General features: G+C 72.6%; 19 protein-coding genes. 9 read left to right on the top strand and 10 right to left on the bottom strand.

The annotated features are described in order from the left end of the window. Window positions 1-49 precede the first annotated feature (49 nt). The 3 genes from greA to AB0D01_RS34675 all read right to left on the bottom strand — a co-directional run bounded on the left by greA (window position 50) and on the right by AB0D01_RS34675 (window position 2,522). Window positions 50-547, bottom strand: a complete 498-nt coding sequence (greA, locus tag AB0D01_RS34685) for a transcription elongation factor GreA (protein ID WP_363062443.1) — start codon at window positions 545-547, stop codon at window positions 50-52. A gap of 160 nt (window positions 548-707) precedes the next feature. After that, on the bottom strand, window positions 708-1,901 hold the full coding sequence (locus AB0D01_RS34680) for a hypothetical protein (RefSeq protein WP_363062441.1): 1,194 nt from the start codon (window positions 1,899-1,901) through the stop codon (window positions 708-710). A 207-nt stretch (window positions 1,902-2,108) separates the two neighbouring features. Then, window positions 2,109-2,522 (bottom strand): DUF4307 domain-containing protein, encoded by a 414-nt coding sequence (locus AB0D01_RS34675; RefSeq protein ID WP_363062439.1) that lies wholly within the window; start codon window positions 2,520-2,522, stop codon window positions 2,109-2,111. A 259-nt stretch (window positions 2,523-2,781) separates the two neighbouring features. Between AB0D01_RS34675 and mca the strand changes: the two genes are divergently transcribed. After that, window positions 2,782-3,663: a mycothiol conjugate amidase Mca gene (gene mca / locus AB0D01_RS34670; RefSeq protein WP_363062437.1), complete on the top strand. Its 882-nt coding sequence runs from the start codon at window positions 2,782-2,784 to the stop codon at window positions 3,661-3,663. A gap of 2 nt (window positions 3,664-3,665) precedes the next feature. Next, window positions 3,666-3,893, top strand: coding sequence for a hypothetical protein (locus AB0D01_RS34665; protein ID WP_363062435.1), 228 nt, complete (start codon window positions 3,666-3,668; stop codon window positions 3,891-3,893). 410 nt (window positions 3,894-4,303) lie between these two features. On the opposite strand, the gene AB0D01_RS34660 is transcribed toward AB0D01_RS34665, so the two are convergent. Next, window positions 4,304-7,630 carry a tetratricopeptide repeat protein gene (locus AB0D01_RS34660; protein ID WP_363062433.1) on the bottom strand — a complete coding sequence of 1,109 codons (3,327 nt, stop codon included), beginning with the start codon at window positions 7,628-7,630 and terminating at the stop codon, window positions 4,304-4,306. Between the two features lie 240 nt (window positions 7,631-7,870). Here AB0D01_RS34660 and AB0D01_RS34655 point away from each other — a divergent pair, with 240 nt between their 5' ends. The 5 genes from AB0D01_RS34655 to AB0D01_RS34635 all read left to right on the top strand — a co-directional run bounded on the left by AB0D01_RS34655 (window position 7,871) and on the right by AB0D01_RS34635 (window position 16,869). Next, window positions 7,871-9,925 carry a thioredoxin domain-containing protein gene (locus tag AB0D01_RS34655; protein WP_363062431.1) on the top strand — a complete coding sequence of 685 codons (2,055 nt, stop codon included), beginning with the start codon at window positions 7,871-7,873 and terminating at the stop codon, window positions 9,923-9,925. Between the two features lie 242 nt (window positions 9,926-10,167). Further along, window positions 10,168-11,448: a glycosyltransferase gene (locus tag AB0D01_RS34650; protein ID WP_363062429.1), complete on the top strand. Its 1,281-nt coding sequence runs from the start codon at window positions 10,168-10,170 to the stop codon at window positions 11,446-11,448. A 203-nt stretch (window positions 11,449-11,651) separates the two neighbouring features. Then, entirely contained in the window at window positions 11,652-13,238 is a 1,587-nt protein-coding gene (locus AB0D01_RS34645) for a phospholipid carrier-dependent glycosyltransferase (protein ID WP_363062491.1), read from the top strand. After that, window positions 13,235-14,428 (top strand): glycosyltransferase family 2 protein, encoded by a 1,194-nt coding sequence (locus AB0D01_RS34640; RefSeq protein WP_363062427.1) that lies wholly within the window; start codon window positions 13,235-13,237, stop codon window positions 14,426-14,428. The genes AB0D01_RS34645 and AB0D01_RS34640 overlap by 4 nt, the downstream gene beginning before the upstream one ends. A 23-nt stretch (window positions 14,429-14,451) precedes the next feature. Then, on the top strand, window positions 14,452-16,869 hold the full coding sequence (locus tag AB0D01_RS34635; protein ID WP_363062425.1) for a galactose oxidase-like domain-containing protein: 2,418 nt from the start codon (window positions 14,452-14,454) through the stop codon (window positions 16,867-16,869). 89 nt (window positions 16,870-16,958) lie between these two features. On the opposite strand, the gene AB0D01_RS34630 is transcribed toward AB0D01_RS34635, so the two are convergent. Beyond that, entirely contained in the window at window positions 16,959-17,651 is a 693-nt protein-coding gene (locus AB0D01_RS34630) for a hemolysin III family protein (RefSeq protein WP_363062423.1), read from the bottom strand. Between the two features lie 219 nt (window positions 17,652-17,870). Here AB0D01_RS34630 and AB0D01_RS34625 point away from each other — a divergent pair, with 219 nt between their 5' ends. Further along, window positions 17,871-19,703, top strand: coding sequence for a phosphoenolpyruvate carboxykinase (GTP) (locus tag AB0D01_RS34625; RefSeq protein ID WP_363062421.1), 1,833 nt, complete (start codon window positions 17,871-17,873; stop codon window positions 19,701-19,703). 68 nt (window positions 19,704-19,771) lie between these two features. Here the strand turns inward: AB0D01_RS34625 and AB0D01_RS34620 are convergent, their stop codons facing one another. From AB0D01_RS34620 to AB0D01_RS34605, 4 genes are read right to left on the bottom strand one after another with little or no spacing between them, the layout of a single operon-like run. Then, window positions 19,772-20,395 carry a hypothetical protein gene (locus AB0D01_RS34620; RefSeq protein ID WP_363062419.1) on the bottom strand — a complete coding sequence of 208 codons (624 nt, stop codon included), beginning with the start codon at window positions 20,393-20,395 and terminating at the stop codon, window positions 19,772-19,774. Further along, complete coding sequence (locus tag AB0D01_RS34615; RefSeq protein ID WP_363062417.1) at window positions 20,382-22,073, bottom strand: VWA domain-containing protein; 1,692 nt, start codon at window positions 22,071-22,073, stop codon at window positions 20,382-20,384. Before AB0D01_RS34615 ends, AB0D01_RS34620 begins: the two co-directional genes overlap by 14 nt. After that, window positions 22,070-23,257 carry a toxic anion resistance protein gene (locus tag AB0D01_RS34610; RefSeq protein ID WP_363062415.1) on the bottom strand — a complete coding sequence of 396 codons (1,188 nt, stop codon included), beginning with the start codon at window positions 23,255-23,257 and terminating at the stop codon, window positions 22,070-22,072. The genes AB0D01_RS34615 and AB0D01_RS34610 overlap by 4 nt, the downstream gene beginning before the upstream one ends. Then, window positions 23,254-24,354, bottom strand: a complete 1,101-nt coding sequence (locus AB0D01_RS34605) for a hypothetical protein (RefSeq protein ID WP_363062413.1) — start codon at window positions 24,352-24,354, stop codon at window positions 23,254-23,256. Before AB0D01_RS34605 ends, AB0D01_RS34610 begins: the two co-directional genes overlap by 4 nt. 143 nt (window positions 24,355-24,497) lie before the next feature. On the opposite strand from AB0D01_RS34605, the gene AB0D01_RS34600 reads away from it, so the two are divergent. Beyond that, window positions 24,498-24,920 carry a hypothetical protein gene (locus AB0D01_RS34600; protein WP_363062411.1) on the top strand — a complete coding sequence of 141 codons (423 nt, stop codon included), beginning with the start codon at window positions 24,498-24,500 and terminating at the stop codon, window positions 24,918-24,920. Window positions 24,921-24,976: 56 nt separating this feature from the next. Here AB0D01_RS34600 and AB0D01_RS34595 read toward each other — a convergent pair whose 3' ends face one another. Continuing rightward, entirely contained in the window at window positions 24,977-25,369 is a 393-nt protein-coding gene (locus AB0D01_RS34595; protein ID WP_363062409.1) for a hypothetical protein, read from the bottom strand. Window positions 25,370-25,601: the final 232 nt, after the last annotated feature.

Below are 25,601 nucleotides of genomic sequence, written 5' to 3'. Positions count from 1 at the left end.
CCCCGCCGGAACCCGGTTCCGGCGGGGGTCCTTACGTGTTCGGGAGTGATCAGCCGGTGAACGGCTTGACGGCCAGGATCCTGACCGTGGCCTTCTTGCCGTTCGGCAGCTCGTACTGGGCGTCCTCGCCGACCTTCTTGCCGCTCACGCCGCTGCCCAGCGGGGACTGCGGGGAGTAGGTCTCGAAGTCCGAGGAGGCGTACTCGCGGGAGGCCAGCAGGAACTCCAGCGTGTCGTCCTCGTCGCCGTCGAAGGCGATCGTCACGAGGGTGCCGGGGGCGACCACGCCATCGGACGCGGGCGCGGTGCCGACCTTCGCGTTCTCCAGGAGCTGGGTGAGCTGGCGCACCCGGAGCTCCTGCTTGCCCTGCTCCTCCTTGGCCGCGTGGTAACCGCCGTTCTCACGCAGGTCGCCCTCCTCGCGGGCGGCTGCGATCTTCATGGCGATCTCCGTGCGTGCGGGACCAGAGAGGTAGTCCAGCTCGGCCTTCAGCTGGTCGTACGCCGCCTGGGTAAGCCAGGTGACGCTCTCGCTCGTCTGGGTCACGGGTGCTCCTCGTCGGTACAGGGGACTTCAAAACCGCCAGCGGCGGGCGAAACCACGAGCCTAACAATTCGGGAAGAAAAGGGGGAGGACACCATGTGTATGAAGTGTGTCATCGTGCCTCCGCCGGGCTCGTGGGGCCCGAATGAACCGCGTGACGACGTCAGCGCTCGAAATTCGTGAGGACACAGCCCTCGACGAGCGACTTCTCCAGGCGGTAACCGGCCGGGGCGTTGAATCCCGGCTCGCAGTTCAGGTACAGGAACTGCAATTGGTACAGACCATGGCGGATGGACGGGCTGTTCGTCTCCACCGCCACGTTCGTTCCCACCATCAGCTTGCTCCCGGTCGCCATGAGCCGGCCGTCGTCCTTCAGATCGGCCAGCTGCGCCGCCTTCGCCCTGGTCTGGAGCGTGCGCATGTCGGAGACCACGTCCAGCCAGTTCAGGTTGTGCGCGCGCCGCTCCCCGGCGAGGTCGCCGCACACCGCGCGCTCCTTGACGCCCCAGGCGCGCGGGTCGCCCTCGATCACCGGCTTGTAGTCGATCGACCGGACGGCGGCGTCCTGTGTCGACATGTTCGTGCAGTCGACGGAGTGCGGGTGGACGAGCTTCTTCAGTTCGGCCAGGCTGCCGGCGGAGGGCAGTCCGAGGCTGCCGGTGGCGGGCTGACCGGGCTTCTCCGGCCCCTCCGTGGACGGGTCGCGCGGAACCTCCAGGTTCCGGCTGCCCTCACCGTCCGTGCTGTTGACGAAGTCGCCGAGCGAGCAGCCCTCGACCAACGCCTTCTCCCGGTGGTAGCCGTCCGGCGGGAAGTAGGACGGATGGCAGGTCAGGACGCGCAGGTCCGAGTCCACGAGGGCCACCGCCGTCTTCGTCCGCGTCGGCGTGACGACGAAGTCCTTGCCGACGATCACCCGGCTGAACAGGCCGTAGTCCGTCTCGCCCGCACCGCGCCGCGCCTCGCTGTGGTCCTTGTAGGCCTGCTGGAAGGCCTTCATGTCCGGGGTGGCGTAGACGACGATCTCTCCGTGCCCGGTCTTGTCCGAGCACACGCCGCGCTCGGTCACGCCCCACTTCCCGACGTTCGTGAACTCGGCCGAGGGTAGCCGGGGGTCCTTGGGGTCCGTGCTCATGTCCTCACAGGACGCGAACTTCTGTACGTGCTTCTGCGCCCGCGCCAGCGCGGACTCCGAGCCCGGGGCGGAGGCGGACGCCGAAGCGCCGGAGGGGGCCGTCGCGGCGGGGCCGGCGGCGGGCGTGTCGGGCTTGGCGGAGTCCTGACAGGCGGTGGCGAGGGTGCCGAGCGCGGCGAGTGCCGCTGCCGCGGCGAGGGTCCGACGGATGCGGAGGCGCATGGGTGGCTTTCGTGAGCGGGACGGATCGGGACGGTACGCCGTGGGGGATGGCATGCGCATGCTAGACGCACGTGATCATCGCCCCGGTTCCGTGCCGCGCCCCGGTTCCGTGCCCGGTTCCGCGCCGCGTCCCCGTTCGCCGTCCCCGTTCCGCCTCCCGTCCCGGTGCCGGCCGCGTCGTCCGTCGCGGGGCGGAGGACCCGGAGGTCAGCGCGCGGTGCCCGCCGCCTGACAGCCGACCAGCTCGATCATGGTCGCGCGGCCGGTGGTCTTCAGGGTGACCAGCTCGTCCACCCGCTTCGCCCGCTCGTCGATGACGAAGTCCGCCCGACCCACCTCGCCGTGCCCCTCGTCCTGGGAGCTGAGCGTGCACACGCCCTTCACCGAGGCCTCCTTGCGGACCTCCAGGTGCACCTGGACCTCGCGGTCGGAGACGATCTGGAACTTGATGACCTCGGCGCTGACGGTCTGACCGCCCACGTAGTCCCAGCCGATCCACCCGACCACGGCCAGCAGCCCGACGCCCAGCACCGAGCCGACGACCTTCAGCTTGCGGTCCGCACGCTCGTCCGCGGAGCGGCCGTAGCGGCCCTCGGGGAGCCCTTCGCGTACCGCGCTCATGATCGTTCCTCTCTGCGGGGCCGGGGGCTTTCCCCACCGGTCCGGTATCCAGGTAACCGGAGCATGTCACGGCGCCCCGGGCGGGGAGGAATCGGGCCGGCCTCCGGGCCTCCCGCGTCCCGCTCGGGAGGGGCACGAGGGGCGCACGAAGGGCGCTGGAGGGCGGGGACAGCGGGCGGGGAATCCCCTTCGTCGTTTGCCCCGGGGAGGCGTCACTATAGAAGCCGACCGTCGCGCCCGATTCGCAGAGGATCCTGTCTTGACCGAGCAGCTTCGACTGATGGCCGTCCACGCCCACCCCGACGATGAGTCGAGCAAGGGCGCGGCCACCATGGCCAAGTACGTGTCCGAGGGGGTGCCCGTGCTCGTCGTCACCTGCACCGGCGGTGAGCGCGGCTCCGTCCTGAACCCCAAGCTCCAGGGCGACAAGTACATCGAGGAGAACATCCACGAGGTCCGCGCCAAGGAGATGGACGAGGCCCGCGAGATCCTCGGCATCGAGCAGGAATGGCTCGGCTACGTCGACTCCGGCCTGCCCGAGGGTGACCCGCTGCCCCCGCTGCCCGAGGGCTGCTTCGCCCTCGCGGACGTGGACGAGGCCGCCGGCGAGCTGGTGAAGAAGATCCGCGCCTTCAAGCCGCAGGTCGTCACCACCTACGACGAGAACGGCGGCTACCCGCACCCCGACCACATCATGACCCACAAGATCACGATGGTGGCCTTCGACGGCGCGGCCGACACCGACAAGTTCCCGGAGGCCGAGTTCGGCCCGGCGTACCGGCCGCAGAAGCTCTACTACAACCAGGGCTTCAACAAGCCGCGCACCATCGCCCTGCACGAGGCGCTCCTCGCCCGCGGCCTGGAGTCCCCCTACGGCGAGTGGCTGGAGCGGTGGAAGGAGTTCGAGCGCAAGGAGCGGACCCTGACCACCCACGTGCCGTGCGCCGACTTCTTCGAGATCCGTGACAAGGCCCTCATCGCGCACGCCACGCAGATCGACCCCGACGGCGGCTGGTTCCGCGTCCCGATGGAGATCCAGAAGGAGGTCTGGCCGACGGAGGAGTACGAGCTCGCGAAGTCGCTCGTCGACACTTCCCTCCCCGAGTCCGACCTCTTCGCGGGCATCCGGGAGAATGCTTAGCCATGAGCGCTACGCAGGCAGCAATCACCCAGTTCCTTCCGCTGGCCGCCGACACCTTCGACAAGAACAAGGTGACCCCCGGAATCCTGGGGTTCCTCGTGTTCGCGGCCCTCGCCCTCGGCGTCTGGGGCCTGATGAAGTCGATGAACCGGCACATGGGCCGGGTGGACTTCCAGGAAGCCCCCGAACCGGCCGCCGGTGCGGCGGGCAAGAGCACCCCGAAGTCGTAGGCCGGCGGGCCCCGGCGCGCGGCCCCCGAGGCCGTACGCCGCCCCGGGCCCGCCCGTCACGGCCGCCGGCCGGCGCCCGCCCCGGGCGCCCGGCCGCGAGCAGCCGTACGCCCGCCGTGCCCGGCCCCGGCCGCCGCACGCGGGCCCGCTCGGCGTACCCCGGCGGCGCCCACCGGCCCCGGCCGACCGCAACGGCCCCGCCCGGGTCCGGTGTACCCGGCCGGTCCTGCGGACCCGTCCGGGCCCGGCAGGGCCGTTCGCGTCAGGCCCTGACCGGCGTCGCCCCGGCCGTCGACCCCGCCCGCCCGGGCCGGCACGCGCGTCGGGGCTGACCGGCTCCGTTCCGGCCGTGACCGCCGGCCCCGGCCGGCGGCGTCCCGGGCGCCCGGCACCGCCGGCCCGGCGTCCGGTCAGGGTGCGGGCGGTGGGACCGGGACCCCCATCAGCTCCTGCGAGCGCAGGTTCGGGACCAGCCCCAGCCGCCACGCCTGCCAGCCCTCCGCCGGATCCACACCCCGGGCCAGGACCACCCCGTACGTCTCCAGGCAGTCCTCCAGCCGGCCGTCGCGCAGCGGATGCCCGGCCGCCGCCAGCGCCGCCAGCTCCGCACGCGCCCCCTCCACGCCCACCGGCACGCTCACGGCCGGGGCGTCGACGTACGGCAGCAGCGTGCACCGCAGGAACCGCGCCCAGTCCTCCCCGCGCCGGTCCCGGTACGAACCGAACAGCCGGACCGCCTCCTCGCACAGGCCCGCCGCCTGCGCCGACCGCCCGTTGCCTGCCTCCACGACCGCCAGCTCCAGACAGGTCCAGGCCTCCCCGTGGGCCAACCCGATCCGCCGGAAGTCCGCCCGCGCGTCCGTCAGCAACTGCCGGGCGAAGCCGGAATTGCGCAGGTTCCCCGTCCGCGCCGCGTTGAGGTCGCGCGTGACCCGACCCGAATGGTGGCGGGCGTGCGCCAGCCCGTACACGTCCCGCATCCGCGAGAACATCGTCCGGGCCCGCTCCAGCTCCCGTACCGCCTTGTCCGGCTCGCCGTTCTCCTCCAGCGCATGCCCCAGGTGGTACAGCGTCCACGCCTCACCGCGCGCGTCCTCCGCCAACCGGTGCCGCCCGAGCGCCTCCCGCAGCCGCTCCAGGGCCCCCGCCGGATCACCGTCCACCACCCGCGCCCGGCCCGACTGGGTCAACGCCCACGCCTCGCCGCGGTCGTCACGGGTCCGCCCGTACAGCTCCAGCGCCCGCCCCAGCTCCGCCTCCGCCCGCGCCACCTCGCCCGTCCGCAGGTACACCTGCCCCAGCTGGAAGTGCGCCCACGCCTCACCGTGCACGCTCTCGCTCTCCCGGTGCAGCGCCAACGACTCCTCCAGCAGCGCCATCGCCTCCGCCAGGTGCGCCCGGTCCCGCTCCACCGCCGCCAACGCGTGCAATCCCCACGCCCGGTCGCCCGCCAGCTCCGGCGGCTCCTGCAACACCAGCGCCTCGCGGATCCGCGCCGCCGCCTCCGGCAGGTTCCCCTGGTGGTGCAGCGTGATCCCCAGCGAGATCAGCGCCATGCCCGCCCCCGCGTCCTGCTCGGCCTCCCGGTACTGGTCGACCACCGACGCCAGCGTGGTGCGGGCCTTGTCGAGATCGCCCAACTGACGGGCGGCGATACCCGTACGCCACTGCACCGACCGGTTCAGCCGCCCCTGGTCCACCGCCCGCGCCAGCTCGTTGATCTCACCCAGCCGGTACAGGTCCCCGCGCAGCAGGCAGAAGTCGCACAACGCCCCCAACAGGTCCAGCACCGCCTGCTGGTCCACCCCCTCCGAATGCCGCAGCGCCGCCGTGATGAAGCTCGACTCGTCGTCCAACCACCGCAGCGCCGCGTCGAGCGAGGCGAACCCGTGCCCCCCGAAGTGGTTCGCCCGCGTCGACATCTTCCCGTCGACCATCCGGATCACCGAGTCCGCGAGCTGCGCGTAGTCACGGATCAGCCGCTCGTGGGCCGCCGCCGACTCCGCCCGGTCCTCGTCCGCCGCCAGCCGCGCCGCCGCGTACGCCCGCACCGCGTCGTGCATCCGGTACCGCTCCCCGCGTACGAGGTCCAGCAGCCCCGCCTGCGCCAACTCGCGCAGCAGCCGCCCGGCCTCCACCCGGTCCGCGCCCGTCAGCGCGGCGGCCGCCGACGCGCCCAACGAGGCCCGCCCCGCCAGCGTCAGCCGGCGCAGCAACCGGCGCCGCTCCTCCGGCAACCGCGCGTACGCCAGGTCCAAGGCGTGCTCCAGCGAAGCCCGCCCGTCCCCGTCCGAGGCCCGCGCGGCCCCCAACGGCGCCAGCACCCGCAGCGCCAACGGCAACCCCGCCCCCAACGCCGACAACCCGGCCCGCGCCCCCGCACCGGCCCCGCCGCCCGCACCCGCGGCGTCCTCGCCCGCGGCCCGCGCCCCGGCCCCCAACACCTCGGCCGCGTCCCGCTCCGACAACCGCCCCACCGGCAGCCGGTACACCCAGGCCCCCAGGTCCTCCGGCAGCTCCAGCGGCTCCCGCGCCGTCACCAGCACCAGGCTCTCCGAACGCTCCGGCACCAGCGCCCGCACCTGCTCCACGTCCACCGCGTCGTCCAGCACCACCGTCACCGGCAACCCCGCCAGGTGCTGGTGGTACAGCTCTCCGAGCCGCCTCACCTGCTGCTCCGCCGAGGCCCCCTCCCGGAACAACAACTGCTCCCGCGGCGCCCCCAACCGGTTGAGCAGGTGCAACAACGCCTCCCGGGTGGACAGCGGGGACTCCCCGGGAGCCGTGCCGCCCCGCAGGTCCACCAGACACGCGCCCCGGAACTGGTCCCGCAGCGCGTGCGCCGCCCGCAGCGCCAGGGCCGTGCGCCCCACCCCGGGCTCGCCGTGCAGCACCACGACCACCGGCCGCGTCTGCGTACTGGCACGCGCGCCGTGCACCCACTGGGCGATCCGCGCCAGCTCCGCCTGCCGCCCCGCGAACAGCGGCCCCGCGTCCGGGAGCTGCCCGAACGACTGCTCCAGCATGCTGCGCCGGCGGGCCTCCGCGCTGCGGTCGTTGCCGCGCAGCGGGGCGAGCGGGCCCGGGGACTGCTTGCCGAGGACGGTTCCGCCGCCCCCGGCCGCACCGGAGCCGCCGCCCGATCCGCCCGCCCCGCCGGCGACCCCGCCGTTCACTCCCGCGCGGCCGCGCACGGGTCCCCGTACCGCCGTCGCCACCAGCCGCTGCTGCTCCAGGAACGGCCGGACCCCGCGCACCTCCAGCGCCGTCAGCCACTGCAGGCGCAACTGCTCCGCCCCGCCGGGACGGCCCGCCACCCCCGCCCGCCGGTTCGCCGCCGGGACGTGGGAGGCCGTCACCTTCACCACCGTCGCGACCGCCCCCGCGACGCCCACGACCACCCCCGCGCTGATCGCCGTGCCCGCGTCGACGCCGAAGGCCAGGTCCGCGCCGACCGCGGCCGCCGCCGCGACCGCCGTCGCCCACAGGGCCGCCCCGTTGTCGCCCCGCCGGAACGCCTCCCCGAGCGACTGCTCCCCGGCGGCGGCCTCGTCCAGGGCCGACACGTACGCCGCGTACTCCTCGGCCGCCGCGGCGGCCATCCCGTCCAGGGCCTCACGGCCGCGCGCCAGCAACGCCCCCCGGTCCACGGCCCCGCCGCCGGACGCCCTGCGGGCCTCCTCCTCGACGGCCCGGACCAGAAGTCGCTCGGCCTCGACACGATGACTGTCCCGCATCGGCGTCCTCCTCGGAGAGTTCCGTGCACCGCGCACCGTGCGCCAAGTGTCCTGCGGGACGGACCCCAGCGCGAGGGAATCTGAGCTGGTTCAGAGGTAGTTGACGCCCCGACGGTCACCCGTGCCGTCCCCGCGCACCACGTTCCGTGGCCGCGCGGACCCTGCGCACCCGTCCCACCACCGCCCGCCACGACCGCCGGCGTTCGAGTCCCCCCGGCCCCGGTGCGCGAGGATGGGGGCATGCCCAACCGACTCGCGCACGCCACGTCCCCGTACCTGCTCCAGCACGCGGACAACCCCGTCGACTGGTGGCAGTGGGAGCCCGCCGCCTTCGAGGAGGCGCGCCGGCGCGGCGTGCCCGTCTTCCTGAGCGTCGGGTACAGCAGCTGCCACTGGTGCCACGTCCTCGCGCACGAGTCCTTCGAGGACGAGCTGACCGCCGCCTACATGAACGAACACTTCGTCAACATCAAGGTCGACCGCGAGGAACGCCCCGACGTCGACGCCGTCTACATGGAGGCCGTGCAGGCGGCCACCGGGCAGGGCGGCTGGCCCATGTCCGTGTTCATGACGGCCGACGCCGAGCCCTTCTACTTCGGCACCTACTTCCCGCCGGAGCCCCGCCAGGGCATGCCCTCCTTCATGCAGGTCCTCGAAGGGGTGCGCACCGCCTGGGTCGGCCGGCCGGAGGAGGTCGCCGAGGTCGCGCAGCGGATCGTACGGGACCTCGCCGGGCGGCAGCTCGACTACGGCAAGGCCGGCACCCCCGGCCCCGAGGAGCTGGCCGGGGCCCTGCTCGGCCTCACCCGCGAGTACGACGCCGCGCGCGGCGGCTTCGGCGGCGCCCCCAAGTTCCCGCCGTCCATGGTGCTGGAGTTCCTCCTGCGCCACCACGCCCGCACCGGCTCGGAGGGCGCCCTCCAGATGGCCGGCGACACCTGCGAGGCGATGGCCCGGGGCGGGATCTACGACCAGCTCGGCGGTGGCTTCGCCCGGTACGCGGTCGACCGCGAGTGGGTGGTGCCGCACTTCGAGAAGATGTTGTACGACAACGCCCTCCTGTGCCGCGTCTACGCGCACCTGTGGCGTTCCACCGGCTCCGGACTCGCGCGGCGCGTGGCGTTGGAGACGGCCGACTTCATGGTGCGGGAACTGCGCACCGAGCAGGGTGGGTTCGCCTCCGCGCTCGACGCCGACAGCGAGGAGCCGGGCAGCGGCCGACACGTGGAGGGCGCCTACTACGCCTGGACGCCGGGCCAGTTGGTCGACGTGCTCGGCGAGGAGGACGCCGCCGTGGCCCGGGCCTGCTTCGCGGTCACCGACGAGGGCACCTTCGAGCACGGCAAGTCCGTCCTCCAACTCCCGCAGGACGGGCCCGTCGTGGACGCCGACCGGCTCGCCGACATCAAGGCGCGCCTCCTCGCCGCGCGTGCCGAACGCCCCGCGCCCGGCCGGGACGACAAGGTCGTCGCCGCCTGGAACGGGCTCGCCATCGCCGCGCTCGCCGAGTGCGGGGCCTACTTCGAGCGGCCGGACCTGGTCGAGCGGGCCATCGAGGCCGCCGACCTGCTGGTGCGGGTGCACATGGACGGGCGGGCCCGGCTGGCGCGGACCAGCAAGGACGGCCAGGTAGGGGCGAACGCCGGGGTGCTGGAGGACTACGGCGACGTGGCCGAGGGCTTCCTGACGCTGGCCGCCGTGACCGGCGAGGGGGTGTGGCTGGAGTTCGCCGGGTTCCTCGTCGACCTGATCATGGCCCGCTTCACCGCCGAGGACGGCTCCCTCTACGACACCGCGCACGACGCCGAGCGGCTCATCCGGCGCCCCCAGGACCCCACCGACACGGCCGCGCCCTCCGGCTGGACGGCCGCGGCGGGCGCGCTCCTGTCGTACGCCGCGCACACCGGCTCCGAGGCGCACCGCACCGCGGCGGAGCGGGCCCTGGGCGTGGTGCACTCCCTCGGGCCGCGCGTGCCGCGGTTCATCGGGCACGGGCTGGCGGTCGCGGAGGCGCTGGTGGACGGGCCGCGCGAGGTGGCCGTCGTGGGGCATCCGGACGATCCGGCGCGTGCCGCGCTGCACCGGACGGCGTTGCTGGGGACCGCTCCCGGGGCGGTGGTGGCGGTCGGGATGCCGCGTACGGCGGACGGCGCGGGCGGGGAGTTCCCCCTTCTTGACGAGCGCACACTCGTTCGCGACCTTCCGACGGCGTATGTGTGTCGACATTTCGTCTGCGCGCGGCCTACGACAGAACCGGTCGAGCTGGCGCAGCAGTTGGGGGCGGTTCGTCCCTGATTCGTGAGGAGTACCGTCAATTCCGGTTGTCGTACATCAACTCGGAAACGTGGTTTTTATCCAGGGAGCGCCTGAGCTTCACGTTCCCTGCCTAGTCTCAGGTCGTTCGGGTCCACCGAGACGGCGCACTGGGGGGTGCGCGCAAGGGGGGAGCGGAGGCGGCGGGCCGGGGGGCCCGCGTCACGCCTCCGGGGGGTTCGTCGATCGCCGCCTGGGGTTGCGGCACGTCTGTGGGGGACAGATTGTTCACCTCTGTACTGATATCCGCCATTTCGCTTGCGCTCTTCTGGATGGCCGCCTTCACCCTGTGGTGGCAGATGCACGCGTGGCGCACGCCCGAGACGCTCGCCTCGACGCGCTTCGACCGCCCCGATGGCGGCGGCAGGCTGGCGTTCTCGTTGTTGCTCCCCGCCCGCCACGAGCAGGCCGTCCTGCGCCACACCATCGACCGGTTGCTCGAATCGACGCACACCGACTACGAGATCATCGTCATCGTCGGCCACGACGACCCCGAGACGGCGGCCGTCGCCGAGGGCGCCGCCGCCGGGGCGCCCGACCGGGTCCGGGTGGTCGTCGACCACCACGAGACCAAGAACAAGCCCAAGGCCCTCAACACCGCCCTGCCGCACTGCCGGGGCGACATCGTGGGCGTCTTCGACGCCGAGGACCAGGTCCACCCGGAACTGCTGGCCCACGTCGACCACGCCTTCCGCGCGACCGAGGCGGACGTGGTCCAGGGCGGGGTCCAGCTCATCAACTTCCACTCCAGCTGGTACAGCCTGCGCAACTGCCTGGAGTACTTCTTCTGGTTCCGCTCCCGCCTGCACCTGCACGCAGAGAAGGGGTTCATCCCGCTCGGCGGCAACACCGTCTTCGTCCGCACGGACGTGCTGCGCGAGGCCGGCGGCTGGGACCAGAACTGCCTCGCGGAGGACTGCGACCTCGGCGTGCGGCTGTCCTCCGTCGGCAAGAAGGTCGTCGTCGCCTACGACTCGGACATGGTCACCCGCGAGGAGACGCCGGGCTCGCTGATGAGCCTGCTCAAGCAGCGCACCCGCTGGAACCAGGGCTTCCTCCAGGTCTACCGGAAGAAGGACTGGCAGCAGCTGCCGGGTCGCGGCCAGCGCTGGCTGGCCCGCTACACGCTGATGACCCCCTTCATGCAGGCCGCGTCCGGGGTGATCATCCCGCTGAACTTCGCCGTCGCCGTCTTCCTCGACGTCCCCGTCGGCATCGCGATCATCACCTTCCTCCCCCTGATCACGGCGATGGTGACGTTCGTCTTCGAGATCGTCGGCCTGCACGACTTCGGCCGTCAGTACGGACTGCGCGTGCGCTTCACGCACTACCTCAAGCTCGTCGTCGGCGGCCCGTTCTACCAGGTCATGCTGGCCGGCGCCGCGATCCGCGCGGTCTGGCGCGAGCAGCGCGGCCAGGGCGAGTGGGAGTTGACCAGCCACACCGGAGCCCACCTCACCGGGGCGACGGCCACCACCGCGATCCGAGAGGACAGCCACCAGTGACCGCCACCCTGCCCACGGCCACTGATCCCCAACCGGGCGCGACGAACGACTCGGGCGCCGGTACGCAGCTCCTTCCCGTCCGGCCCCTGCCCGGCACCGAGACCGGGCCCGCCCCCCGGGCCGCGACCGACACCGTCACGGACCCCGCCGCCGACGTCGCCACCGCCACCGCCGCCGGTTCCGGCGTCCGCGGCGGACTAGGCGTGCGCCCGCCCGCGCCGGCCCGCCCCTTCGTCCGCTTCCGCTCCTCGCGCCCCGACCTGCTGCTCTGTGGGGTCCTGCTGCTGGTGATCGTCCTCGTGCAGGGCTGGAACATCACCAACTTCCCCACCCTGAGCGACGACGAGGGCACCTACCTGGCCCAGGCCTGGGCCGTCCAGCAGGGCGAGGGCCTCGCGCACTACACGTACTGGTACGACCACCCGCCGCTCGGCTGGATCCAGGTCGCCGCCCTGACGTACCTGCCGTCGCTGTTCGTGCCCGAGTCGATGACCGTCGCCCCGATGCGGTTCGCGATGCTCGCCGTCTCCGCCGTCAGCGCCGTGCTCATCTACGTCCTCGCCCGCCGCCTGTGGCTGCCGCGGTGGGCCGCCGGCCTCGCGATGGGTCTGTTCGGGCTGTCCCCGCTGTCCGTGGTCCTCCAGCGGGAGATCTTCCTCGACAACCTCGCCGTGATGTGGATGCTGCTGGCGTTCTGCCTCGCCGCGTCCCCCAGCCGCCACCTGTGGCACCACTTCGGTTCGGGCCTGGCGGCCGCCACCGCCGTCCTGACCAAGGAGACGATGCTGGTGGTGCTGCCGGCGCTGCTGGTGACCATGTGGCGCCACAGCCACCGCGACACCCGCAAGTTCGCCGTCACCGGAGCCATCACCGCCTGCGCCCTGATCGGCCTCTCGTACCCCCTGTTCGCCCTCCTCAACGGAGAGCTGCTGCCCGGCGCCGGGCACGTGTCCCTCATCGACGGCATCACCTACCAGATGGGCCGCCCCGGCTCCGGTTTCATCCTCGATCCCGGCTCCGGCTCCCACGGCGTCTTCCGGTCCTGGCTGTACTACGACACCGTCCTGCCGCTCGGCGGCCTCGCCGGCGCCGTCCTGCTGCTGGTCACCTTCCGCTGGTCGGTGACGGCGAGGGCGCTCGCCGGCCCCGCCCTGGCCGCCGTGATCCTCGCCGTCGTCGCCATGCGGCCCTCCGGCTACCTCCCCGCCATGTACGTGATCCAGGCCCTGCCCTTCCTGGCCCTGGTCCTGGCGGCGGCCGCCGCCGGCGTCACCCACGCCGTCCTGCGCCGCCGGCGGGCGCCGGGGGAGCGCCGGGGGCTCGTGTACGGCCGCCGCGCGCTGGTCGGCGTACTCGCCGTCTGCGCCGCCGCGTACGTCCTGCCGCGCTGGTACGAGGGCAACCGCACCGCGCTGACCGTCGACGCCAACGGCCCCTACCGGCAGGCCGCGTCCTGGCTCGGCTCGGAGGTCGCCGACCCGGCGAACACCCGCGTCCTCGTCGACGACGCGCTCTGGTTGGACGCCGTTCACCGCGGCTTCGCACCCGGCCTGGGCGCCATCTGGTTCTACAAGGCGGACCTCGACCCGGCCGTCACGAAGACGTTGCCGCGCGGTTGGCGGGACATCGACTACGTCGTCTCCTCGCCCACCGTGCGTCGTGACGCGGCGAACCTGCCCAACGTGAAGGCTGCACTCGAACATTCGACGGTGGTGGCCGTCTTCGGCGCGGGCGAGGACCGCATCGAGATCCGCCGCACCGACCGCGAGAGTGGAGCTGAACCACGATGAGCGAGGACCTGTGGCCCCCGCGTTCCCTGGACGACCCGCGGGGCCCGGAGGTCGACGCCCCGCCGGTCTCCGCCCCCGCCGGCATCACCCTGATCATCCCGACCTTCAACGAGGCGGACAACGTGGGGGAGTTGCTGCGCCGGCTCGCCGCCGCCCTGCCCGCCGACCCGCCCTGTGAGGTGCTGTTCGTCGACGACTCCACCGACGACACCCCCGCGGCGATCGAGAAGGCCGGAGCCGACTGCCCCTTCCCGGTGGCCGTCCTGCACCGGGAGCGGGCCGTCGGCGGGCTCGGCGGGGCCGTCGTCGAGGGGATGGCGCGGGCCGGGTACGAGTGGATCGTCGTCATGGACGCCGACCTCCAACACCCGCCCCACCTGGTCCCCGAACTCGTCGGCGAGGGCATCCGCACCGGCGCCGACCTGGTCGTCGCCTCCCGCCACCTGCCAGGCGGCAGCCGGGCGGGGCTCGCCGGCGGATACCGCGTCGCGGTCTCCCGGGCCGCGACCCTGCTGGCCAAGGGGCTCTTCCCGCGCGCCCTGCGCGGGGTCGGCGACCCCATGAGCGGCTTCTTCGCCATCCGCCGCGGCGCCGTCACCGGGGCGGCCCTCGCCCCCCTCGGCTACAAGATCCTGCTGGAGCTGGCCGTCCGCTGCCGGCCGCGCACCATCGCCGAGGTCCCGTACGTCTTCGAGGACCGTCACGCCGGCGCCTCGAAGTCCACGCCCCGCGAGGGGCTGCGCTTCCTCGCCCACCTGGCCGCCCTGCGCTGTGCGAACCCGCTCGCCCGGATGATCGGCTTCGGCCTCGTCGGGCTCTCCGGGTTCGTCCCCAACCTGGCCGCGCTCTGGCTGCTGACCCACGTCGGCGTCCAGTACCTGGTGGCCGAGGTCATCGCGAACCAGGCCGGGGTCCTGTGGAACTTCTGGCTCATCGAGACGCTGGTCTTCCGCGACCGGCGCCACCACCGCCGGCGCCTCGACCGCCTCGGCCGTTTCGCGCTCCTGGCCAACGCCGACCTGCTCCTGCGGATCCCGCTCATCGCGCTGTTCGTGGGCCGCCTCGACATGGACGTCCTGCCGGCCACCGCCCTCGCGCTCGTCACCACCTTCGTCCTGCGCTTCGTCGCCACCGAAGCCCTCGTCTACCTGCCGCGCGGGCCACGTGCGGCAACCACCACCAGGAGTTGAGCCGCACCGAAAGGACAGCCCGTATGCGAAGGAAGATCCGACGGAGGGCCGGGCGCCGGGCCGCCCTGACCGCCGTCGGGGCGATGACCGCCGCCCTGCTGCTCAGCGCGCCGCAGCCGGCCTCGGCCGGACCGCCCAACCTGCTGACCAACCCCGGTTTCGAGACCGCCGGAGCCCCCGGCTCGGACATGCCCCACTGCTGGTCGAAATCCGGCTGGGGAGACAACGACTTCACCTTCGCCACCGTCTCCGACGCCCACAGCGGCTCCAAGGCCATGCGCGTCTCCCTGACCCGCCGCGTCGACGGCGACCGCAAGGCCCTGGTCACCGAGAACACCACCTGCGCCCCGACCGTCACGCCGGGCAAGCAGTACGACCTGTCCGCCTGGTACAAGTCGAACACCCCGGACGTGTCCGTCACCGTCTTCCGCCACGACACCACCGCCGGCTGGCAGTACTGGACCGACCTCCAGAACCCGCCGGTCAGCGCCGCGTGGGCGCGTACGGAGGTCCGTACGCCCGCCGTCCCGCCGAACACCGACAAGATCGCCTGGGGGCTGTCCGTCTACGGCGTCGGGACCCTCACCACCGACGACTACGCCCTGGAGGAGGTCGGCGCCCCGCCGCCGCAACCCGCCTGCACCGGCACCGCCGAACAGTGCGCCAAGGGCAAGTGGGAGGTGATCCCCGCGCAGAACCCGGTGCGCTCCATGCACGCCGTGGTCCTGAGGAACGGCAAGGTGCTGCTCATCGCGGGATCCGGCAACGACATCGCGCAGTTCAACGCGGGCACCTTCACCTCCGCCGTCTACGACCCGGCGAACGGCACCTTCAGGACGATCCCCACGCCCGTGGACATGTTCTGCTCCGGTCACGTGCAGCTGTCCGACGGCCGGGTGCTCGTGATGAGCGGCAACAAGGGCTACCCGTCGGCCGACGGCAAGATCGGCTACCAGGGCCTGAAGGACAGCTACGTCTTCGACCCGACCACCGAGACGTACACGAAGACCAACGACATGAACGGCGGCCACTGGTACCCGTCCGCCACCATCCTCGGCAACGGCGACGTGATCTCCTTCGGCGGGCTGAAGGAGGACTCCACGGGCAACGTCACCGCGGAGAGGTTCTCGGCGGCGCAGAACAAGTGGCTGCCGATGAACGAGGTCAACCAGACCTGGTCCTACTGGGGTCTGTACCCGTCGATGATCCTCATGCAGGACGGCCGCCTCTTCTACTCCGGCAGCCACACCTTCGGCAACGGCACGCCCGGCACCGGCGCCTCGGTCTACGACTACGACGCCAACACCATCACCGACGTGCCCGGGCTGCGCAACAAGGACCAGCGCGACGAGTCGGCGAGCGTCCTGCTGCCCCCGGCCCAGGACCAGCGGGTCCTGACGATCGGCGGCGGCAACAACGAGACCAACCCGGCGGCCAACCGGCTCACCGACATCATCGACCTGAAGCAGCCGAGCCCCGCCTACACGGCCGGCCCCGACCTGCCGCAGGGCCTCGTCGACACCGGCACGGGCAAGCGCCCGCAGACCGGAGCCGAGGGCAAGATGTACGTCTCCGCGGTGCTGCTGCCCGACGGCAAGGTGCTGGAGACCGGCGGCGGGCTGCACGACCGGGCCGACCCGGTCTTCGAGGCCTCCTTCTTCGACCCGACGAGCAACACCTACCAGCCGGGTCTGGCCACCGACCCGATCCCGCGCACGTACCACTCGGCTTCGTTCCTGCTGCCCGACGGCCGCGTCATGTCCGTCGGCGACAACCCGGGCAACGGCACGTACAACCACGCCGTGTCGATCTACACCCCGCCCTACCTCTTCAAGGGTCCGCGCCCGCAGCTCACCTCGGTGATCGACACCGACTGGATCTACGGGGACACCCAGCGGATCACCGTGAACCGGCCCATCGCCAAGGCCGAGCTGATCCGCCCGGCCGCCGTCACCCACTCCTCGGACCCCAACCAGCGGTTCGTGGACCTGCCGATGACGGTCGTCAACAACACCACCATCGACCTCAACGTCACCACCAACCCCAACCTGGCGCCGCCCGGCTGGTACATGCTCTTCGGCGTCGACGCGGCGGGCGTCCCCTCCCTCGCCACCTGGGTCCACCTGGGCGGAGCCCCCGCCCTCAAGGCGACCGAGGAGCGGCCCTCGGCCCACGAGCACACCTTCGCGAGCGACCTGGCCGCGCCCAAGCCGAACCCGGCCCGCCGGGACTCGGCGCCCGTCGCGCCCACCGTCGCCGGTTGCGACCGGCACTACGGGACGGCGACGGTGTGCGTCCCGACGAACTTCCCCGCGGAGGTGAAGAAGACCACCCAGGCCCGCTGCGAGTGGCTGGCCGCGCACAGGTTCCCGAAGCGGATGAAGGTCAACGGCAGCGATCCGCTGCGCCTGGACGCCGACAAGGACGGCTACACGTGCTGAGGTACTGACGTGCCGAGGTACTGACGTACCGACGCCGCGGGTGCCCGGCCGACCCCGGCCGGGCACCCGCGCGCCGTCGCCGGTCCGCCTCAGTGGCGGTAGGCGGCCAGGGAGATGCCGACGTAGTGGGCGACGAAGGCCGCCAGCGTCAGCGAGTGGAAGACCTCGTGGAAGCCGAAGAAGCGGGGGGAGGGGTTGGGGCGCTTGATGCCGTAGATCACCCCGCCGACGCTGTAGAGCAGTCCGCCGACGACCACCAGCACGAGAACGGCGATCCCGCCGGCGCGCAGGAAGTCGGGCAGGAAGAACACCGCGGCCCAGCCCATGGCGATGTAGCAGGGGGTGTACAGCCAGCGGGGCGCGCCGACCCAGAACACCCGGAAGGCGATGCCGGCCGCGGCGGCGATCCACACCGCCCACAGCAGGGTCCGCCCGGTGGAGGCGGGCAGCAGCAGGACGGTCAGCGGGGTGTAGGTGCCCGCGATGATCAGGAAGATGTTGGCGTGGTCGAGGCGCCGCAGGATGGCCTCGCCGCGCGGTCCCCACGTGCCGCGGTGGTAGACGGCGCTGATTCCGAACAGCAGGCAGGCCGTGAGGATGTAGACCCCGCAGGCCACACGGGCCTTCGTCGAGTCGGTGAAGGCCATCAGCGCCAGACCCGCGACGACCACCGCCGGGAACATCCCGGTGTGCAGCCATCCGCGCATGAGCGGTTTGACCTCGGACTCCGCCTGTGGGGCTGCCGGCGTGGCCGCGACGACGGCGGCGGCGTCTGAACTCATGGCGACATGCTACCTACGGGTCCGTAGGTTTCCGTTAGTGCTCTTTACGGAAGATTGACGGACGTGGCGATGCTCACGTGAGAGGCCCCCTGGACATATGCGCATACGCACCGGATGATCAGATGAGTGCGGTCGGCACCGGATGAGCGGAGCGCGAAGCGTCCGGGTCGCAGCCCCCACGGGGCATACACCAAACAAACCCCTCAACAAGGAGCAATCGTGGCGCGCGACAACGCGGCTCCCACTTCCATCCCGACGACCCACCAGGAGCTGATCTCCTGGGTGGACGAGATCGCGGCCCTGACCCAGCCGGACCGCGTCGTCTGGTGCGACGGTTCCGAGTCCGAGTACGAGCGCCTGTGCGCGGAGCTCGTCGCCAAGGGCACGTTCAAGAAGCTGGACGAGGCCAAGCGCCCGAACTCCTACTACGCCGCCTCCGACCCGTCCGACGTCGCGCGCGTCGAGGACCGGACCTTCATCTGCTCCGAGAAGGAAGAGGACGCGGGCCCGACGAACCACTGGAAGGCCCCCTCCGAGATGAGGGAGATCTTCGCCGGGCAGGAAGGTATCTTCCGCGGCTCCATGAAGGGCCGCACGATGTACGTCGTGCCCTTCTGCATGGGCCCCCTCGGCTCCGAGCTCTCCGCGATCGGCGTCGAGATCACCGACTCCGCCTACGTCGCGGTCGCCATGCGCACCATGACCCGCATGGGCAAGGCCGTCCTCGACGAGCTCGGCACCGACGGCTTCTTCGTCAAGGCCGTCCACACCCTCGGCGCCCCGCTCGCCGAAGGCCAGGCCGACGTCCCGTGGCCCTGCAACACCACCAAGTACATCTCCCACTTCCCCGAGAGCCGCGAGATCTGGTCCTACGGATCCGGCTACGGCGGCAACGCCCTCCTGGGCAAGAAGTGCTACGCGCTGCGCATCGCCTCCGTCATGGCGCGTGACGAGGGCTGGCTCGCCGAGCACATGCTCATCCTGAAGCTCACCCCGCCGGCCGGCGAGGGCGAGACGAAGTACGTCGCGGCCGCGTTCCCGTCCGCCTGCGGCAAGACCAACCTGGCCATGCTGGAGCCCACGATCCCCGGCTGGACCGTCGAGACCATCGGCGACGACATCGCCTGGATGCGCTTCGGCGAGGACGGTCGCCTCTACGCGATCAACCCCGAGGCCGGCTTCTTCGGCGTCGCCCCCGGCACCGGCGAGCACACCAACGCCAACGCCATGAAGACCATGTACGCCAACACCGTCTTCACCAACGTCGCGCTCACCCCGGACGGCTCCGACGTCTGGTGGGAGGGCATGACGGAGGAGGCCCCGGCCGAGCTCATCGACTGGAAGGGCAACCCCTGGACCCCGGAGTCCGAGACCCCGGCGGCCCACCCCAACGCCCGCTTCGCCGTCCCCGCCTCCCAGTGCCCCACGATCGCCCCCGAGTGGGAGGACCCCAAGGGCGTCCCGATCTCCGCGATCCTCTTCGGCGGCCGGCGCGCCTCCGCCGTCCCGCTGGTCACCGAGTCCTTCGACTGGAACCACGGCGTCTTCATCGGCTCGAACATCGCCTCCGAGAAGACCGCCGCCGCCGAGGGCAAGGTCGGCGAGCTGCGCCGCGACCCCTTCGCCATGCTGCCGTTCTGCGGCTACAACATGGGCGACTACATGGCCCACTGGGTCAAGGTCGGCGCCGGCGCCGACGCCGCGAAGCTCCCGAAGATCTACTACGTGAACTGGTTCCGCAAGAACGACGCGGGCAAGTTCGTGTGGCCCGGCTTCGGCGAGAACAGCCGCGTCCTGAAGTGGATCGTCGGCCGCCTCGACGGCACCGCCGAAGGCGTCGAGACCCCCATCGGCTTCCTGCCGACCCGCGACTCCCTCGACCTGGACGGCCTGGAGCTGCCCGCCGAGGACCTCGACTTCCTCCTCACCGTCGACAAGGAGGTCTGGCGCGAGGAGGCCGCCCTGGTCCCCGAGCACCTGAACACCTACGGCGACCACACTCCCAAGGAGCTGTGGGACCAGTACCACGCACTGGTCGAGCGCCTGGGCTGAGCCCGGCGCACCCCCGAAGACCGCGGCCGGCTGTCCCCGACCGCAGGGCTGACGCGGGAGTCCCCGACCTAGGACTCTCTGCGACCTTCCAAATAGGTCGTGTGCGTCTGCTGACGGCGGGCCTCCGTTTCACGGAGGTCCGCCGTCACGCGTTCCGCCTCCTCGGACAGCACCGACAGCTGCCGCTCCAGGTGCCGTTCGGGGGACTCGCCCCCCGGGTTCAGCCGCGTCCACCACCGCGCCCGGTTGTACGCGTCCACCGCCTCCGGCACGTCCAGCCGGATCGCCCGCGACAGCGCGTGCACCGCCTCCGGCTCCCCGGCCAGCACCTCCGCCGGCCACCCCGGCTCCAGCAGCGCCGCGTACACGTCCAGCAGCTCGCCCAGCTTGCCCTCGGCGGCCGGCGGCAGCTCCACCTCCCCGACGTACTCCCGCAACCGGTCCAGGTCCTCGCGCACGCCCCCCAACCGCCGCGCCGGGTCCGGGAAGCACGGCGTGACGATCCGCGCCGGCGGGGCGATCAGCGCCCCCGCCCCGTACAGCCCCGCGACCACCACCGGCCAGTAGGCGCCCGCCACGCCCGCCCACGTCAGGCCCAGCCCGACGAGCCCGCACGCGCCGCCCGCCAGGTTCTTGGTCGACTCCAGGTACGCGAGCACCCGCCCGACCGGCGTCCTCCTACTGGTAACCACGGATCTCCTCGAAGGCCCCGTCGAGGGAACCGTTGCCCTCGGTCGCGTCGAACAGCCGCCCACCCGTCAGCTCGGTGATGTGCGTCAGCTCCTCGCGGTCCGAGTCCCCGAACAGCACCGCGAACACCGGCGTGTGCCGGCGCGCCTCGGGCAGCGCCGCGTAGAAGGCGTCGAAGTCCTTCGCCTTGTCGCCGCTCTGCCCGTCGGTCATCAGCACGATCGAGGTGAACGCGTCGCTCTCGCCCCGCCCCAGGTGCTCGTACGCCGCCTTCAGGCTCCCGTACACGGCCGTGCCGCCCTCCGGACGCAGCCCCTTCACGTCCCCGCGGATCGCGTCCAGCGCCGGCCCCGGGTTCCCCGGCTCGACGACGTGCGTGAGCACCTTCTTCACCCGGTCCCCGAACGGCAGCAACGTCACCTCCTCCCGGTCCCGGAACCGCTCGCCCGGACCCGAACTCCCCGTCCCCGTCAGGTCCGTCAGCGCCGCGCGCAACCGCCCGATCCGGTCCTCGTCCGCCATGGAACCCGAGGTGTCCAGCACGTACACCGTCCGCGAGGGGCGCCGCAGCTCGTTCTCGTACGAGGCCAGCAGCCCGTCCGCCACCGACCGCGAGCCCGGGAACGGCAGCTCGCGCCGCTTCTCCCCGTCGAGACCGGCCGCCGGGGCCACCCCGGCCGCCACCGGCCGCCGCTTCGTCCCGTCCGTGATCGACTTCTGGGCCGCGTCGCCGCGCAGCCAGTCCGTCAGCAGCCGGCCCGAATCGCGCGCCCCGGCCGGCGCCGACGCCAACAGCGTCAGCGGATAGTGCGCGGTGACCACCCCGTCCTTGGGGCGGATCACCGTCAGCGGGGACTTGGCCCGGTCGTTCATCGACAGCAGCACCGACTCGTAGTTCACGAGCGCGTCGACGTCGTCCCTCTTCCGGTAAGCCGTCGCCAGCCAGCCCGAGGAACCCGACGTCAGCCTCTGCCCGTCGAAGAACCCCTTCAGTCGGGGCCGCGCCTTGTCCACGTCCGCGTCCGTCAGCGCCGCCTGCGCCCCCGACAGCCCCGAGGCCACCGAGACCAGCGCGGAGAAGCCGGAGTTGGACCGCACCGGGTCCGTCATCCCGTACGTCAGCCTCCCGGCCGCCACGGCCTCCTCGACCGCCGCCCAGGTCACCTCCGCGGGCTTCCAGCCCAACCGCGCCAAGGCCTCCGGCTTCACCCCGACCGCCACCGGCGAGGACATCACCGGCGTCTCCGTGCCGAGCTTCGCCGCGGCCTCGGGACGCAGCCTCAGGTAGTCGTTGGAGGACAGCCAGATCGCGTCGTAGCGCCCGTCCGCCTTCCCGGAGGCCACCTGGTCCGCCGCGTCCAGCGTCCCCGACCAGGTGAAGTCGACGGAGACCCCCGTCGCCGCCTTCGCCGCCTTCAGCACCGGCTCCATGTCCGCCAGCTCGCTGGACGCCAGCACCCGCAGCCGGCCCTCCTTGTACTCCTGCGGCTTCGAGGAACCGCCGCCGGAAGAGCCCGAGGAGCCCGAGCCGCCCGAGGCGCCCGCCGTGGTCGCGGGAGCCTCCGAAGTGCAGGCCGCCGTCCCCAGCAGGGCGACCGCCAGGGCGACCGCCAGGGCCACCGACGCCGCCCCCCGTGCCGTCCGTACCGCTCGCACCACGCGTCCCGTACGCCCGTTCATCGCTCCCCGCCTTCCGACGCGTCCGCGGTCCGCGTCCGGGCCAGCCGCTCCGAGGCGGCCCGCAGCTCGTCCGTCAGGGACTCCACCGTCACCGCCATGTTCTCCGTGGCCCGCGCCTTGAACGTGTCGATCGCGTCCAGCGTCCGGAAGATCTCCCCGAACGCCTCCCGCAGCGTCTGCGCCCCCACCGCCGGGTCCGCCGCGATCCGCTGGACCTCCCCGCTCTGCGAGGCCAGCAGTCGGGCGTTGCCCCGGATCAGCTCCTCCGTCGTACCCCGCAGGGCGTTCACCTGCTCGACCACCTTGCGCTGGTCGTCCAGGGCCGACGCCAACATGACCGCGATCCGCAACGCCGACACCGTCGTCGTCGCCGCCCGGTCCACCCCCTTGATCAGCTCCTCGTTGTTGCGGCGCACCACGTCCATCGCCAGATAGCCCTGCGCGCACACCGCCAACTGCGTCAAAAGGTCCTGGTGCTTCTGGCGCACCGGGAACAGCAGGTCCGCCCGCAGCGCGTCCGCCCGCCCCGGATCGGTGCGCTCCGCCTCGGCGATCCGCGAGGCGACCGCAGCGTCCAGGGCCTGCGTCAACACCGCGCACTCCTGGAGCCGGCCCATCGTTTCCCACAGGGCCGCGCGCTCCGTGTGCAGCGCCGCGTTGTCGCGCCGCAGCTCGTCCTGCCCGCCGCGCAGCGCGCCCACGATCCGGTCCAGCGTCGTCTGCGAGGAGGCGTACTTCGCCACGTGGTCCCGCATCCGGTTCCCGCCCGGCAGCCGCGCCAGCAGCCGGCGCGCCCCCTTCGCCGGCGCGTCCCGCGGTTCGAGGTCCTCCACGGTGCGCCGCAGCTCGACCAGCGAACCGGCCACCCGGGCCTGCGCGTCCGCGCCCCCGTCCGCGCCCAGGGAGCGCACCGCCCGCTCCAGCATCCGGTTCGACTGCCGGTCGGCGCCGCGCATCTCGGCGGCGCCGAGGGCGGCGATCTCCCCGATCCGGGTGGCGAACTCCGGCGACCGGGCGTCGATCCCGGCGAGCCCGCCCACGAACTCGTCGGCCCGGCGGGCCATCTCGTCGTGGACCCCGTCCCCGAGCGGGACCAGGCCGCCGGCCCGGTCCGGCCCGATCGGGGCCACGGGCCCCGGCGCGGTGAGCACGAACGGGCCCTCCTCGGCAGGTGTCGTCGTCACGGCGTGTCCCCCTGTCCCTTGGCCCGGGCGGCCAGCGCCATCAGGACCTTGACGGTCGGCGCGCCCACCTGCCGGATTCCGGTCAGCCCCGGGTTGAGGTGGCCGGCGAACGGCGCGGTGGCGGCGGTGAACTCGGCGAGACCGTCCTGCGGGCGGAATCCGTGCCGCAGGGCCAGCTCGCGCAGCTTCGGGTCCTCGGCGAGCAGCCGGCCCAGCTCCCTGGCCTCCTCGGTGAGGGGCACGAAGGTGTGCGGGGAGTTGACCGTGGTGTCCGGGTAGAGCACCACCATGTCCCCGAGCTGCGCCGGAGTCTGCTTCTTCATCAGGAGCGAGGCCACCTGGGACTCGTAGGCCAGGATCAGCGGCTCTCCGCTGCCGCTGATGAACGCGCGGAACGGGTCGTCCGTGCTCGGCGCGAGCGCGCCCTGCACCGAGGTCAGCTTGCGCATCAGGGGCGCCGTCCGGGCGATCCCGGCGTCGTCGGAGACCACGGTGTCGCCGTTGGCGACGTTGGAGGTGGCGGCGACGAACAGCGCGCCCGAGTTGGAGGTCGCCGGGTCGGTGGTCTTGATGAACACCGTGCCGGTCAGCTCGCCGTGGGGGGCGGAGCCGGGCAGCTGCTGCCAGGTCCGGTCCTCGCCGGCCGCCTTCAGGTACGGGCCCATCAGGAGGGTGCCGGAGTTCGTGCCGGTCATCCTCACCAGCCCGTTGTCGGCCAGCACCTTCGTGGCGTTGGCGCGGGCGACGACGACGAGCGGGGAGAAGAACGGCCTGGTGGTCTGCGCGCCCTTCACCCCCGCCGCGGCCTCGATCTCCTGCGCGGGCTCGCTGCTGCTGGGGAAGGCGAAGTCGTACTCCTTGAGGGGGAGTTGGTCCATCGCCCAGGAGCCGGAGGTCTCCGGCTTCACGGTGTAGCCCTTGTCCTTGAGGGCCTCGACGACATCGGGGTCGCGGAAGAAGTCGGACTTCTCCGATCCGATGACGCCGCGCACGGTCTTCGTTGCCGTGCCTTCCGGCTTCTCGCTCCCGATGACGATGGCGCCGATCACGCCGCCGATCAGGAGGATCGCCAGAGCGATTCCGAGGATGCGTCTCACGGGTGCAGCGTGCTCGCGGAAACCCACATTCCGCGCGGAGTCGAATGAACGCGAGGTGTCCAGGCGGTCCCACTTCGAAATGCTGTCCGGTCCCGCGGGTGCTGGTGGGCGGGGCGGGCTCCCGGGAGGATCGGGGCATGGCCGTGAGCGCGTTGAAGTGGCAGGGCCGGACGGTCGCCCTGACGGGACTGGCCGGCCTGCTGGTGTTCGCCCCGCTGGGGCTCTACGTGTGGGCCGGCGACGCCGGCGGGGAATCCGCGGCCCCGCCGGCGCCGGCGCCCGAGGTGCGGGTCACGGCCTGCCGGATCGACCCGGCGAGCCGGCGCGTCCTGGCCGCCGTCGAGGCGCGGGGGAGCGGGTCCTACGTGGTCACCGTGGAGTTCCGTGACGCGGAACGCCCCGGCCCCGGAGCCCGCGCGGCCCAGGCCCTGGTCCGCGTCCCGGGCCTCACCCCGGGCACTCCGGAGCGGGCGGAGGCAGTCGGCCCGGTCTGGCCGCCGGACACCGCCCCGTGGTGCGGCGTCGCGGGGGTCGCCCCGCAGCCCACGCCGGGCGCGACCGGCTGAGCGGGGAGGGGGCATGGCACCCGGTCCGGAGCCTCCGCGGCCCCGGACCGGGGCCGTCAGTGGGCGCCGGCCAGGTCGACGGAGTCGAGGGCGGCGGCGTGGGCGTCCATCCGCTCGGCGGCGAGGATCGCCGCGGCGGTGTCGGCGCGGGAGGCGGCGACGAGCAGGGCGCGGGCGGCGAGGTCGTGGGCGCGACGGTGCAGGGCGACGCCGTCACCGGCGGCCCGGGGGTGCGCGACCCGCGCGGGGCGGGCCCCGCGCAGCCGCGCGACCTGCTCGGCGATGCGCGCGGCGCCCTCGTCGAGTCCGAGCTCGTCGGTGACCGCGAGGAGCGCGGCCAGGTGCCCGGCGAGCTGGGTGTCGAGGGCCTCGGCGCGGCTGCTGTGGGGGTAGTCGGCCTTGCCGTCCACGCGGTGGACGACCGACTTGGAGCGGATCGGCTCGTACATGAGGAGGCCTCCTGCGTGGTCAGGAGACCATCCTACATTGGATCCGTTCTAAAGTTGAGTTGAATCCGGAAGGAGGGCCGCCGGAGGGCGGCCCGGCCCGGTGGACCCGTCCGGTCCTAGGGCCTGTCGTCAAACTCCCGTCGTCGCCCGTAGGGCGGCCCCGCGGCGGCTGGTGCGTGCTCTCGGCGTGCCGGGCGGAAGCCCTTGTACTGGACGTACTCGGTCTTCCGCC

The organism is Streptomyces sp. NPDC048606 (assembly GCF_040650855.1).
Taxonomy (GTDB): domain Bacteria; phylum Actinomycetota; class Actinomycetes; order Streptomycetales; family Streptomycetaceae; genus Streptomyces.
The sequence above is the reverse complement of the archived record's forward strand: the minus strand, read 5'-3'. Positions and strand labels throughout refer to the sequence as shown.

Coding starts and splice junctions, on each gene's coding strand:
- AB0D01_RS34660 (WP_363062433.1), bottom strand. CDS start 7,630: ATGCGGGACAGTCATCGTGTCGAGGCCGAGCGACTTCTGGTCCGGGCC.
- AB0D01_RS34595 (WP_363062409.1), bottom strand. CDS start 25,369: ATGTACGAGCCGATCCGCTCCAAGTCGGTCGTCCACCGCGTGGACGGC.
- AB0D01_RS34675 (WP_363062439.1), bottom strand. CDS start 2,522: ATGAGCGCGGTACGCGAAGGGCTCCCCGAGGGCCGCTACGGCCGCTCC.
- AB0D01_RS34630 (WP_363062423.1), bottom strand. CDS start 17,651: ATGAGTTCAGACGCCGCCGCCGTCGTCGCGGCCACGCCGGCAGCCCCA.
- AB0D01_RS34640 (WP_363062427.1), top strand. CDS start 13,235: ATGAGCGAGGACCTGTGGCCCCCGCGTTCCCTGGACGACCCGCGGGGC.
- AB0D01_RS34615 (WP_363062417.1), bottom strand. CDS start 22,073: ATGAACGGGCGTACGGGACGCGTGGTGCGAGCGGTACGGACGGCACGG.
- AB0D01_RS34655 (WP_363062431.1), top strand. CDS start 7,871: ATGCCCAACCGACTCGCGCACGCCACGTCCCCGTACCTGCTCCAGCAC.
- AB0D01_RS34665 (WP_363062435.1), top strand. CDS start 3,666: ATGAGCGCTACGCAGGCAGCAATCACCCAGTTCCTTCCGCTGGCCGCC.
- AB0D01_RS34635 (WP_363062425.1), top strand. CDS start 14,452: ATGCGAAGGAAGATCCGACGGAGGGCCGGGCGCCGGGCCGCCCTGACC.
- AB0D01_RS34680 (WP_363062441.1), bottom strand. CDS start 1,901: ATGCGCCTCCGCATCCGTCGGACCCTCGCCGCGGCAGCGGCACTCGCC.